General features: G+C 50.3%; 10 protein-coding genes and 1 pseudogene. 7 read left to right on the forward strand and 4 right to left on the reverse strand.

The annotated features are described in order from the left end of the window. From ACI32D_RS01105 to ACI32D_RS01130, 6 genes and pseudogenes are all read left to right on the forward strand, one after another. A pseudogene (locus tag ACI32D_RS01105) lies at positions 1 to 545 on the forward strand (IS3 family transposase); the annotation flags it as partial. A gap of 423 nt (positions 546 to 968) precedes the next feature. After that, positions 969 to 1,616 carry a deoxynucleoside kinase gene (locus ACI32D_RS01110; RefSeq protein WP_260268679.1) on the forward strand — a complete coding sequence of 216 codons (648 nt, stop codon included), beginning with the start codon at positions 969 to 971 and terminating at the stop codon, positions 1,614 to 1,616. Between the two features lie 21 nt (positions 1,617 to 1,637). Continuing rightward, positions 1,638 to 2,336, forward strand: a complete 699-nt coding sequence (locus tag ACI32D_RS01115; protein WP_270448896.1) for a deoxynucleoside kinase — start codon at positions 1,638 to 1,640, stop codon at positions 2,334 to 2,336. A gap of 244 nt (positions 2,337 to 2,580) precedes the next feature. Beyond that, on the forward strand, positions 2,581 to 4,038 hold the full coding sequence (locus ACI32D_RS01120; RefSeq protein WP_439774827.1) for an ABC transporter substrate-binding protein/permease: 1,458 nt from the start codon (positions 2,581 to 2,583) through the stop codon (positions 4,036 to 4,038). 19 nt (positions 4,039 to 4,057) lie between these two features. Continuing rightward, the gene (locus ACI32D_RS01125; RefSeq protein ID WP_439774828.1) at positions 4,058 to 4,804 is read left to right on the forward strand and encodes an amino acid ABC transporter ATP-binding protein; all 747 of its coding nucleotides are present in this window, start codon (positions 4,058 to 4,060) and stop codon (positions 4,802 to 4,804) included. A 217-nt stretch (positions 4,805 to 5,021) separates the two neighbouring features. After that, positions 5,022 to 6,332, forward strand: coding sequence for an NCS2 family permease (locus tag ACI32D_RS01130; RefSeq protein WP_439774829.1), 1,311 nt, complete (start codon positions 5,022 to 5,024; stop codon positions 6,330 to 6,332). A gap of 76 nt (positions 6,333 to 6,408) precedes the next feature. Here ACI32D_RS01130 and ACI32D_RS01135 read toward each other — a convergent pair whose 3' ends face one another. The 3 genes from ACI32D_RS01135 to ACI32D_RS01145 form a co-directional block, all read right to left on the reverse strand. Continuing rightward, a complete protein-coding gene (locus ACI32D_RS01135) occupies positions 6,409 to 7,947 on the reverse strand; it encodes a ClC family H(+)/Cl(-) exchange transporter (protein ID WP_439774830.1) in 1,539 nt (512 codons plus the stop codon). A gap of 72 nt (positions 7,948 to 8,019) precedes the next feature. Then, positions 8,020 to 9,717: an ABC transporter ATP-binding protein gene (locus ACI32D_RS01140; RefSeq protein WP_439774831.1), complete on the reverse strand. Its 1,698-nt coding sequence runs from the start codon at positions 9,715 to 9,717 to the stop codon at positions 8,020 to 8,022. Positions 9,718 to 9,998: 281 nt separating this feature from the next. After that, complete coding sequence (locus tag ACI32D_RS01145) at positions 9,999 to 10,634, reverse strand: zinc metalloproteinase (RefSeq protein WP_439774832.1); 636 nt, start codon at positions 10,632 to 10,634, stop codon at positions 9,999 to 10,001. A 240-nt stretch (positions 10,635 to 10,874) separates the two neighbouring features. Here ACI32D_RS01145 and ACI32D_RS01150 point away from each other — a divergent pair, with 240 nt between their 5' ends. Further along, a complete protein-coding gene (locus tag ACI32D_RS01150) occupies positions 10,875 to 12,557 on the forward strand; it encodes a hypothetical protein (protein WP_439774833.1) in 1,683 nt (560 codons plus the stop codon). 56 nt (positions 12,558 to 12,613) lie between these two features. On the opposite strand, the gene ACI32D_RS01155 is transcribed toward ACI32D_RS01150, so the two are convergent. Beyond that, positions 12,614 to 13,162: a hypothetical protein gene (locus ACI32D_RS01155; RefSeq protein ID WP_439774834.1), complete on the reverse strand. Its 549-nt coding sequence runs from the start codon at positions 13,160 to 13,162 to the stop codon at positions 12,614 to 12,616. Positions 13,163 to 13,229: the final 67 nt, after the last annotated feature.

Consider the following 13,229-nt stretch of genomic DNA (forward strand, 5'->3'; position numbering starts at 1 on the left):
ATCAATGCCAACCCTGGATTGCCTCATATCTCAAGAAGTAACTACTACTACCAAACCCATAAGCTTGATAAGGATTCTGGTAATCAGAAACTGATGGATAAAATCAAAGAGATCTTTCTTGAACACAGACAGCGCTATGGGTACCGGCGAATCTACGGACAGCTTCGCCGGGAAGACTATGAGGTCAACCATAAGAAGGTGCAGAGGCTCATGCAAAAGATGGGCTTGTTCGCCATCTCAATCCGCAAGAAACGCAAATACAGCAGCTATTACGGCGTTCAAGGCAAAATCAAGCCGCTCTGGCTAACAGAGGGATTGATCAGAGTATGTCCAGGTTGGGTAATTCTCTTGATGACGGCTTAATGGAAGGCTTCTTCGGCATTCTTAAGCGGGAGCAAGAACATAAATACACGGACTTAAATGAGCTTGAGCAAGCTATTCACAAATACATCGATTACTACAACAACGTGAGAATCAAGACAGGACGAAAAAACATGACCCCGATTGAATATCGGAATCATGTTTTAACAGCCTTAACGGCGTAATACTAAATTGTCCCAATTTTGGGGGTCACATCAATTTCTCGGAATTGTCTTTTGTTTTTTCTTTCTTTTCGTTTGGACCATTTTCGTTTTACCTCCTTTCCTAATAATTCATCCACTGGCCTTAGTGTTACTTGTTCGAAAAGTAATATAGATCACTGACTGTCTTTGGATTATTTCTATGATTTTAAGTTCTTCTACATTCTCGTACCTCTGAGAATTATTATATCACGCCCCACCGAACAGAATACGAACAAAAGGTAAAGAATTGATTTATTCTGTCAAAAGCAACAGTATGGACTAATTTGACTCAAAATCCTCCATCATATGAAAAAATCTTTTTGGACAAAAAGCTTGCTAAGGCACTATATCTTGCAATAAACTATTAGAGCAACGTAGATCTAGTATAGTATGAATAGAAAGAGTGTGATCACCGTTATTGTCTTAAGTGGCCCAATTGGAGCCGGCAAATCCAGTTTAACCAGTATCCTCGCCAAGCACCTTGGCTCAACAGCATATTATGAAGAGGTCAACAACAATCCGGTTCTGCCTTTGTACTACAAAGACATGAAGCGGTACACCTTCCTCTTGAACACCTACTTCCTGAACAAGCGGCTGGCTGAAATCAACGCTGCCGCCGGCAACCACAACGACGTTTTAGACCGGTCCATCTATGAAGACCTGCTCTTCTTCAACATGAACGTCGACAGCGGTGTGGCCGACCCGACTGAATACCAAATCTACCACGATTTGATGGACAACATGATGGAAGACGTGCCAGGCAATCCGCGCAAGAAGCCGGACCTCCTGATCTACATCCACGTCTCCCTTGACACCATGCTCAAGCGGATCGGCAAGCGGGGCCGGGAGTTCGAACAGCTCGACTCCGACCCGGGCTTGAAGGAATACTACCAGAACCTCCTGCGCTACTACGAGCCCTGGTATGAACAATATGACGTTTCACCAAAGATGATGATCGATGGTGACAAGTACGACTTTGTCGACAACATCGATGACCAGGATCTGGTTCTGGACATCATCGACAACAAGCTGCGCGAAATCGGTAATTTATAGTTAGTTGTTAGAAGGAACGTGATGACCGTTATTGTATTAAGTGGGCCCGTTGGAGCCGGTAAATCCAGCCTAACCGCAATTCTTTCCAAATATCTGGGGACCAAGCCTTTCTACGAAAGCGTCGACGACAACCCTGTCCTCCCGCTTTTCTACAAGGACCCCCTCAAGTACACCTACCTGCTGCAGCTCTTCTTCTTGAACACGCGCTTCCACAGCATTAAAAAAGCCCTCAGCGACGACAACAACGTCCTGGACCGGTCCATCTATGAAGATTCTCTTTTCTTCCATATGAATGCGGACATCGGCCGAGCCAATGACCTGGAAGTCCAGACCTACGATGAGCTGCTGGAAAGCATGATGAAGGAACTGGAGCGGATGCCTAAGCGCCATCCTGACCTCCTGGTCCACATCAATGTTTCCTATGAAACAATGATCAGCCGGATCCAGAAGCGGGGCCGGTCCTATGAGCAGCTCAGCTTCGACCCGACCCTGGAAGACTACTACAAGCGGATGCTCCGCTACTATGAGAAGTGGTACGACGACTACGACTACTCACCAAAGATGATGATCGACGGCGACCACTACGACTTCATGGCCAGCGAAAGCGACCGGACCGAAGTCCTGGACCAGATCACCCAGAAGCTCAAGCAGGTCGGCAAGCTGCCAAAGAACTGGCATGCTGGTGAGATTGCCACTGAATCAATTGAATTTTCTTCTTAAAAAGCTCCCCAAGCGGGGGCTTTTTTATTTAGGTCAAATTCCTTGTTTAGTTATTTTTTGGCCACTCAGAATGAATTATCTTAATTATTTTTGGGTTCTCACTTTAAAAAGGAAATTGGTACCGGTTGCTTTTGGCCGAAGATGAGCTGCATAAAATGAACCGTTTCTTAAAAACGTGATACAATATTGACAATCTGTTTTTTTAGCGAAAGAATTTATTTATGAAAAAGGGTGAAAAGATAATATGCATTTAAAGAAACTTCGCAAACTTCTCCTGCTACCGGTCAGCCTGCTGATCGCCGCGCTGTTCTTAACGGCGCCAAAGGCCCAGGCTGCCAGCAAGAAGACTTACATCATCGGTACCGACCAAACTTTCAAGCCCTTTGAAATCCAAGACAAGGATGGTACCTACAATGGCAAGAACCCGGGGATCGACATCGAAATCCTCCGGGAAATCGCCAAGCACGAAAAGTTCAAGTACGAGCTGAAGATCATGTCCTTCAACGCCGACGTCCAGGCCCTGCAGTCTGGCCAGATCGATGGGATGATCGCCGGCATGAGCGTGACCAGCGAAAGAAAGAAGACCATCGACTTCAGCAACTCCTACTACACTGACGGGGTCTGCCTGGCCGTGGCCAAGGACAGCAAGATCACCAGCTTAAAGGACCTCAAGGGCAAGACGGTCAACGTCAAAACCGGGACTACTTCTGCCATCTACGCCAAGTCCGTCCAGAAGAAGTACGGCTTCAAGCTGAAGTACTACACCAACTCCAACACTTCCTGGGCTGACGTCAAGGCCGGCAACGCTGACGCCTGCTTCGACGACGGTCCGTCCCTACGCTACGGGATTGCCAACGGGACTGGCCTGCGCATCGTCGGCAAGCAAGTGGCCAACGCCCCTCTGGCTTTTGCCGTCAAGAAGGGCAAGAACCAGGAACTCCTCAAGATGTTCAACGACGGTCTGGCCTGGCTGAAGAAGACTGGCCGCTTAAAGAAGATCGTCAACAAGTACACCAGCAAGAAGGCTGTTAAGAGCCAAGTCGTAACTGATACTTCAATTTTTGGCTTGATCAAGGACAACGCCGGTGCTCTTCTGCAGGGTCTGTGGATGACCATCGAACTCTCAATCGTCGGCATCCTGGCCGCCCTGGTCTTCGGTTTGATCCTCGGGATCATGGGGATTGCTGAGCACAAGTTCTGGCATGGCCTGGCCAACGTAATCATCTACATCTTCCGCGGGATCCCAATGATGGTTCTGGCCTTCTTCATCTACATCGGCATGCCGACCCTGCTGGGCCACAAGCTGCCCCTCTTTACTGCCGGCATTCTGACCTTGATGCTGGACGAAGGGGCCTATATCGGGGCTATCGTCCGCGGGGGCTTCGAATCAGTTGACGTGGGCCAGTGGGAAGCTGCCCGGTCCCTGGGTCTGCCTTACTACAAGGCCCTGTGGAAGGTTGTTGCCCCGCAAGGCTTCAAGCTGATGATTCCATCCCTGGTCAACCAGTTCATCATCACTCTTAAGGACACTTCCATCCTTTCCGCCATCGGGGTCATGGACCTGACGCAAACTGGTACCACCTTGATTGCCCAGAACTTCCAGGGCTTCAAGATGTGGCTGATCATCGCCGTAATGTACCTGATCATCATCACCCTGCTTACTTGGCTGTCCAACTACATTCAAAAGAAGATGCAACATTAGTTAAAAGGAGGCTTTTTCCATGGAAGAAAAATACAAGGTTCAGGTAACTGACCTGCACAAGAGCTACGATGGCGTTCACGAAGTCATCAAGGGCGCCAACTTGAACGTCCTGCCCAGCGAAGTAGTCTGCATCATCGGTCCCTCCGGCTCCGGGAAGAGCACCTTCCTGCGCTGCATCAACAAGCTGGAAGAATTCCAAAAGGGCCACATCCTCGTCGACGGGGCCGACCTGGCTGACCCCAAGGCCGACATCAACAAGATCCGGGAAAACATCGGCATGGTCTTCCAGCACTTCAACCTCTTCCCGAACATGACCGTTTTGGAAAACATCACCCTGGCTCCGGTCGAACTGGGCAAGATGGACAAGGAAACGGCCATCAAGGAAGCCCACAAGTACCTGCAGATGGTCAACATGGACGACAAGGCCGACGTCAAGCCGACCACCCTGTCCGGTGGCCAGCAGCAGCGGGTAGCCATCGCCCGGGCCCTGGCCATGAAGCCGGACGTCATGCTTTTTGACGAACCGACCAGTGCCCTGGACCCGGAAATGGTCGGCGACGTTTTGAACGTCATGAAGCAATTGGCCCAAGAAGGGATGACCATGATCGTGGTGACCCACGAAATGGGCTTTGCCAAGCAGGTGGCCGACAAGGTTGCCTTCTTCTACGGCGGCGTGATCAAGGAACTGGGTACTCCAGAAGAAATCTTCGACCACCCGCAGGAAGAAGAAACCAAGAACTTCTTGAACAAGGTTTTGAATATCTAAGCTGAGTTTAGATTTTTTAAAAACAAGTGGAAAATTAAAAGGAAAGCGCTTGAGTTGCCATGCCCAAGCGCTTTTTAGCCCCTTCATTCAGCGGAAGCATACTTTATAATCACTGATAAAATTATGATTCGTATTTACATCCAAGTTATTCCGTGATAAGGTAGAAATATCCCCCTCTGCCGAGGGAAATTCCGAACAATATCTATTGGAGGATCAAATGGAATTTATTAACAAGTATTTCGAGCTCGATAAGCTCGGTTCAAACCCTAAGCGGGAGTTCATCGCCGGTCTGACAACCTTCTTCGCGATGTGCTACATCCTTTTCGTCAACCCTAGCGTCTTGGGCGCCAGCGGGATGGACAAGGGCGCGGTCTTCACGGCAACTGCCCTGGCCAGCGCGCTTGGCTGTTTGATCATGGGTATTTTTGCCAACTACCCGATCGCTACTGCCCCGTCTTTGGGTCTTAACGCCTTCTTCGCCTACACTGTCTGCATCGGCATGAAGGTGAAGTGGCAGACTGCCCTGGCTGCTGTTTTCGTGGCCTCAATCATCTTCATTTTGATTACTGTCTTCAAGCTGCGGGAACTGATCGTTGACAGCATCCCTAACGACCTGAAATTTGCCATCTCCGCCGGGATCGGGATCTTCATCGCCTTCCTGGGCCTGCAAAACGGCAAGCTGGTCGTCAACAGTGCTTCTACTCTGGTAACTATCGGTTCCTTCAAGGACCCGGCTGCCTGGGTAACCATCTTCGGTTTGCTGGTCACCATCTTCTTGATGATCCGGCGGGTTCCAGGCGCGATCTTCATCGGGATCGTCCTGTCATCCATCTTCAGCATTATCGTTGGCCAAAGCAAGATGCCAACTTCTGTCGTTTCCCTGGCGCCAAGCTTGAAGCCAAGCTTCGGCCAAGCCATCTTCCACCTGGGCGACATCAACACGGTGCAGATGTGGACGGTCGTTTTGACCTTCCTCTTGGTGGCCTTCTTTGACACCACCGGTACCTTGATCGGTCTGGCTCACCAGGCTGGCCTGGTTGACAAGGACGGCAAGATGCCAAGAATCGGCAAGGCCATGGCGGCTGACTCAACGGCCATGATGGCTGGTTCCATCATCGGTACTTCACCGGTTGGCGCCTACGTTGAATCTTCATCCGGGATCGCTGCCGGCGGCCGGTCAGGTCTGACTGCCGTTTGGGTTGGTATCTTCTTCCTTTTGTCCATGTTCTTCAGCCCGCTTTTGAGCGTGGTAACGACTACGGTTACGGCCCCAGCCTTGATCATCGTCGGCGTTTTGATGGCGGCCAACCTGGCCAAGATCTCCTGGGACAAGCTGGAAATCGCTGTTCCAGCCTTCCTGATCGTGATCGGCATGGGCTTAACCTACTCCATCGCTGACGGGATGGCCCTGGGCTTGATCGTTTACCCGATCTCCATGACTGCTGCCAAGCGGACCAAGGAAGTCAGCCCAATGATGTGGATCCTGGCTGTAGTCTTCGTGATCTACTTCTTGATCTTGAACGTCTAAACGACAACAATAACAATTTTTGCCAAGCTAAAAAGCCTCGACTGCTGTCGAGGCTTTTTCTTATGCATTTTCAGCTTTACTCTTTGGCTTCCTGCAGGCTGGCCATCTTGTCATAGACCAGACCCCGCTGGTTTTCGTCGATTTCCAAGACTAAAAGGTCGCCGGCTAGCAGCTGGGTATTCCCGTCGGGGATAATGTCCTTTTGCCCCCGGTGGATGACTCTGACCAGGGTCCGGTCCGGCCAGGCGATTTCCTTAACCTGGTGGTCAGCCAGTTGGCTGCCTTCATAAATAGAAACGGTCAGCTGGTCTGCTTCACCGACATAGTCGTTGTCTTCTTTGGTCTGCATCCGGCCGGCCAGGCTTTCATAGATCGGCACCCCGCCCAGCAGTTCGTTGACGACATAAGCAGCAACTGAAACCACGGCCAAAGGCATGAGGTGCAGCAGTGACCCGACCATTTCCGCGATCAGCATGATGGCGGTAAAAGGCGAGCGGACGATGGCTGAAAAAAGCCCAGCCATGGAAAAAATGATCAAGTTGACGACTAATTTTTGGTCCAAAAGGCCCAGGTCAACCATGAACTGGCCATAAACTGCCCCTAAGAGGGCCCCCATGGTCAAGATCGGCAGGAAGATCCCGCCCGGCAGGCCAGAATCGTAAGACACGATGGAAAAACTGATCCGCAAGAGGAAGATCAAGACCAGGACATTTACGGCATGAATTTGGTTCAAGCTCAAAATCAAGTTGTTGCCCCCGCCGACATAGCCCGGGAAGTAGTACATGACCGGCACTAAGATAAGGGCCGGGATGATCCCGTGCAGCCAGCGCGGAAGGACAGTGATTTTTTGATAGACATGGCTGAAATTGAGCAGGCCCCACTGGTAGAAGCGGCCGATCAAGCCCAAAAAAGCCCCCAATAAGAGCAGCTGCCAGTACTGAAGGATGGGGAAACTGTGCTTGTAGTCGATCGCTAAGACTGGAGTCTGGCCAAAGACATTGGAAACCACGAAGTTGGCCATGATAGCTCCGGCTAAAGCGTTCAGCCAGACCCGGGGAGAAAAGTTGTGAAAGACTTCTTCAACGATGAACATGGCCCCGCCCAAAGGCGCGCCGAAGGCCGCGGACAAGCCGCTGGCCGCCCCGGTTGCCAGGAGGACCCGGGAGTCGCTTTTCGAGGCCTTGAAGCCCTGGGCTACCCCCTGGCCGACCGTTGAGCCCAATTGGATTGATGGACCTTCCCGGCCTAAAAAGAGGCCAGACCCGATCGACAGAACCCCGCCGATGAACTTCCGCCAAAGGATCGGCCACCAGGCCAGTTGCAGCTTGCCCTGCAGCTGGAGTTCTACTTCAGGGATCCCGGACCCGCCGGCATGGGGCTGCTGCTTGACTAAGAAGCCGGCTACAATCACGCTGACCAGAACGCCCCCAGCTAAGAGCCACAAGAGGGTTGGGTTAGCGTGCGCTGCCTGGTAGCCCTTTTGCCACATGGCCAGGGTTTGCCCGATCAGCCAGCGGAAGCTGCCGACAACGATGCCAGCCACCAGGCCCACGACCAGGGCTTCAAATAATAAGCGCAGGTTGGATTTGCGCGTTTGTCTGTCTTCACTCTCCATATATTGTTTGCCCACCTTTTTTTGCATATAAAAACAGCATAAACCTTTTAGGCGGACATGTAAAATCCACTTTCACCTGCTTTCCAAAGGCCGCAGCTGGTCTTCGACATAGGCCCGGTACTTCGGTAGCTGCTTGAGCAATTCTTCATGCCGGCCAGCTGCTTGAACTTGGCCTTGATCTAAGAAGTAGATTTTATCGGCATTGGCGATCGTCGACAGACGGTGGGCGATGATGATGACAATCTTTTCTTGGGCAATCCGGTCAACGGCCTGACTGACCTTGGCTTCTGACTCGGGGTCCAGGTTAGCCGTGGCTTCATCCAGGATCAGGCAAGGGGCATCCCGCAAGTAGGCCCGGGCAAGCTGCAGGCGCTGGCTTTGCCCCAAGGACAGCTTCCAGCCGCCCTCTCCTGTCCGGGTGTCCAAGTCCAGTTCCGGCCAAAGGTTGGCAACTTGCAGGGCCTGGATCATGTCCGACCGGCTGACGGATTTTTCCAAGCCAAAGAGCAAATTGTCGGCGACTGTACCGGCAAAAATATTGTTGTCCTGGGCAACCACGCTGAAGAGGTCCCGCCAGGCAGGCAAGCTGCAGCTTTTAGCTTCCAGGTCACCCAGCAGGATCTGCCCTTGATAGCCAGCTTCTAAGCGGGTCAAAAGGTTGATCAAGGTCGTCTTGCCGGCCCCAGATGGGCCAACTAAAGCTGTTTTCGCCCCTTCTTTAAAGTCCAGGGATAAGTCCCGTAAAACCGGGCTCTGGCTGCCTGGATAGGCAAAAGTCAGGTCGCGGACCTTGAGGTCAGCGGCTTTCTTAGGCAGCTCTTGGCCGGGATCAGCTTCATCCGCCTGGGCCAGGATTTCACTGATGGCTTTAAGGGAGCCCCGGGCTTCAGCGTAGCTCATGTAAAAGTTGCCCAAATTATTGATCGGGGAAATAATGCCGAACATGTACATGATAAATGAGCTCAGCATCCCCAAAGACAGGCTGCCATTAGCCAGGCGCTGGCTGCCGTAGAGCAGGATTAGGAGAAAGCCGGCCAGGGTCAAGACCGTCTGCAGGGGTCCAGTCACGCTGAAAACCGCGTCAGTTTTCCGGGACAGGGCAAACAAGTCCTGCAGGTCGCCGCGGAATTTTTGCAAAACGCCGGCTTGGGCATTGGTCAGTTTGATCAGCTTGATATTGGCCAGGTTTTCATCCAAATCAGCAGATACCCGGCTGAGCTTGGCCTGGTTTTGGTAGGCGAAGTGCTCATTGATTTTTCCTAAAGGAAAGGCGCTGCTGGCAATCAAGGCAAAAGTCAAAATGATCACCAAAGTCATTTTAACGTCCAGGCTGAACAAGATTCCCAGGCTGGCAACAACCGTCAAAAGGCTGACCAAGGCTGAAGGCAGAACGCTAACGGTAAAGTCCTTAACCACTGAGCTGTCGTTTAGGACGTGGCTGAGCAGGGAGCCGCGACTGTTTTCTTTATAGTAGTTCCAGGGCAGGCGGAGGAGTTTTTCCTGCAAAAGCAGGCGCAGATCTCTGATCCGCTCGTCTCCGGCCAGGCTGAGCAGGTACTGGCTGCCGGCTTCCAAGAGGCTGGAAATGAGCAGGCAGAAGCCGATCTGGCCCAGGCTGTTTGTCCAGGAAAGCATTTTTCCGCGATCGATCACTTGCTTTAGCAAGAGAGGAATTTTCAAGGACAGGGCCGTGGCCAGGCAGCTCAAGAGGATCGCCAGGACTTGCCGGCGGTCAAGGGAAAACAGGCGGATTTTTCCAGCTTTAATCATTGCTGTGGAAGCAGATGAAGCTGTATCTATGCTGTCTTCTGCGGTGCCGCTTGGCGCTTTTGCCGTCACGTTCCAGGATTTTTTCCATTTCCAAAATAAAATTGAACATTGTTTTTGCTCCTCATCTAATCAACTTACAAGGCAATTGTAGGCCAAGGAGCTGGCCGTAAACGAAAGCCGTCAAATTTGCCGCTTTTCGCGTCATTTTCGTCAGAAAACGGGCAAAAGAAAAAGAGCGAAGCTCACGGATGGAGTCTCGCTCTCTAGAGTTATATTCGCTTTTAGTAGTTGGTTACGGTTGCCTGGCCAACGCCGATGATCTTGAATTGGGCAGCTTGGCTGCTCTTCTTGCCAGCAACTGAGGCAACGACCTTGAAGTTCCCCTTCTTGCCCTTCAGTGACTTGGCTGAGAAGAAGACCTTTTGCTTGTCCTTGGTCAGCTTAGCCTTCTTGACCAGCTTGTTCTTGTAGTAGAAGTTCAAAGTAGTCTTCTTTTTGGCATCGGTCGTGAAGGTCAGCCCCTTCTTGGTCCGGTCAGCCTTGAGCAGGGTTGGCTTAGCGGCAGCGTAGCTGTCCTTGGCCAAAACGTAGGCCTTGGTTACGGCAGCCCCCTTGGCGTTCAAGCCAGTAAGAGTGAAGTCCTTGTAGCCGGTGAACTTGACGGTCGTCTTGAATTGGCCCTTCTTGCTTACCTTGACTGGCTTGAGTGCCTTGGCATTGTAGCTGACAGCCACCTTGCTTGCGCCCTTTGCCTTACCAGTGATCGTCAATGACTTGGTCTTGGCGCTATAGCTGGTCTTAACAGCAGTTACGGCTGGCGTGGTTGCCGCGTTTACATGACCGCTTTGGTCCAGGGTAAATGCCGGCAAAGCCAAAGCTACGACAGCAGCAGAAGTCAACAGTTTTCTCGTTTTCATAATTCCCCCTAAAAATCTGCTAACAGTTGTTTTCTTTTTGATTATAGCACTATAAGAAGTAAGCGGTTGAAATCTTTGCTTATCCGAGAAAAAGTTTGTTTTGTCAGCGTTTACCATTACGATGCAATCAAAAATATCGCCCTCTACTTAATATAAAAAGCAGCCCAGAACTAACGCAAGCGCTTCCCGAAAACGATATAATATTGGTAGAACAGTGTGTGTAATTTCGGAGGTTTTATCATGAAAAAGAAAGCTATGGTTATCGCCTCTGCCTACTTAGGCCTGCTGACCCTGGCTGCCTTCCCGCAGCCGGCAAGCGCGGCCAAGAAGAAAGGCACCATCAAGGTTACCAGCATGACTACAGTTAGGGACAAGAAGGGCAACAGTCTGGAAAAATACCGCGGAAAGAGCGCCAGCCTGCTTTTTGACGAGAAAGCCAAAACCGTCAACTACTACGGCATTCACTATGTCAAAGAAACTCACAAGAGAGTAAGAGCTTACTACTACATTGGCCATGGCGGCTATGTCCCGGCAGACTCTGTCATTTTGATCAACGGCAAGCCGGCAATTGCTTTAAACAGCAACAGCTACGTCTACAATTCAAAGCTGAAGCGGACCGGCAAGAAGTACAAGGTCTACCAGCCTTTGATCTACGCTGGAAAAGTTAAGTACAGCAGCAAAGAAGGCAAGAAGGACAAGTGGTCCTACTATAGCGGCAATACAAAGAAGCCGTATGCAATACCTAAGGTTTATAAGAAAAAGTACCTTAAAATTGGGAAAAACCGCTATATCAAAGCCGTTAACGTTTTCTCTATAAAAAGAGAAAAGTTGACCGTCAAGGGACCGATCACAGCTACGGTTAAAAAGAATATGTATTCCTTTGACTCCCGCTTATATGAAACCAACCATCTCTACAAGAAAGGTCAAAAGGTTAAGCTGGATAAGTGTATTAGTGCCGGCAGTGCCGATAATACCCTTTTCTACTATCGTGTTGCCAAGACCCATGAATACCTTCTTTGGGGTGATACGGATTATTGGGCTGAAACATACGAAGATAGTACCTTCTTCGATGACAGCAACCTGAAAATCAAGCAGCACATGGGTGCTGGCGACTTTTTACCAGGCAAGACCGAATATGCTGTAGCCAAAGACAGAAAAGCTAAGAAACTACAAACATACGATATGACCGGGACCGCCATCAAAGGCAAGAAGATTTTAAACTTATTTGTTCACGTGGATGGGCAAGCTTACCTGCTCAACCCGCAGACTAAGAAGATTGAGCTCTTCTACCACCTGCAAGACCAGCACCTGATCGGCGAGTTCTTCTGGTTTGAAACTCAAGCAGATGACGAAGATTTCAAGGCAACTGATCAATACAATGGCTTCTTAAAGGCCAGCGAATTTAAGAAAGCAAAGCTGCCGACTATCATTTCCAAGAAGGCGGCCAAGACAAGCGACCAGCCGGCCAGCGCAAGCCAGCTGGCAGCCTTGAAGAAGGAAATCGCCAAGGCTGAAGCCGTCCAGAAGAAGACGGTCTACAAGCTGTCATCTTCCTACCGCCGTGACTACCTGGACTACGCGCTCAGCAACGCGCAAAAGGCTCTTTCCGGCAATAAGGGTGAGGTAACTTTTGCCAAATGGCTCTTGGCCAACTCTGAGACTTACCTCAACGGGAAAAAGGCCCCAGTCACCAACATTAACAAGCTCAACAAGGCTGAGTACGAACGCGTGTGGAGAATCGTCTCGGATGCAACGCCAAATGGCTACATCCCGGCCGTTTACTACAAGCGGGCAGATGGCACTTGGCACAGAAGATACAGTTACACTTGGAACAACAAAACCTGCAAATTCGTTTATGTCAACAAGACGACCAAAGAAAAGAAATTCTTGAAGATCAGCGACTTCGCGAAGAACAGCAAGTAATAGTTTACAGATGAAAAGCAGTCAACTTTTTGAAAGCTGACTGCTTTTTTACTCGCTCATTTTTTCTTTAAGCCCGATATTTTGCCAGAATCAAGCGTAGCCACTTTAGTCAAGCTGCCCCTGTACTGATAAAGGCTGCCCTCGTCTGAAAGACCGGCATTGTATTTTAGAAAAGCATAGTAGTCATCGCCAAGCTTAAACAGGCTCAACATCGCGATAGCGTGCTTGCTCCTCTTGGCGATCAGCTTAGTTAGCTTGACCCAGTTTTCATCAGAAGAGACCTGTTTGTTTTTCCTCAGTACTTTCTCGTTTACCGTTAAGTAAATATTGTTTTTCTTGTTCGTATGCTCCACAAAAATTTGTGGAGCTACTTCAATAGGCTTAACAAACTGCTTGTTTTGGCTGGACCTGCTTTTTTCGACCTTCCCGTTATCATAGATGGTCGCGAAGCTAGTTCCAGAGCCATCGTCAGCCGTTATTCTAGCTTCCAAAATCGCGCTAGCGCTGTTGTCGACGTGCTTTAACAGCAACAATGTCCCAAGCAGCAGAACGACAATTAAGCCAGAAATAGCCAGTAGCCTTTTGTGAGATCGAATAAACTCCATAATATGCTCCCCCTACGCGTGGTGCTAGTTGAAGAAGTTGAGTCCATATCTCTGTAGGATGTAGCTG

The sequence above is a fragment of the Lactobacillus sp. genome (assembly GCF_051873315.1).
Taxonomy (GTDB): Bacteria; Bacillota; Bacilli; order Lactobacillales; family Lactobacillaceae; genus Lactobacillus.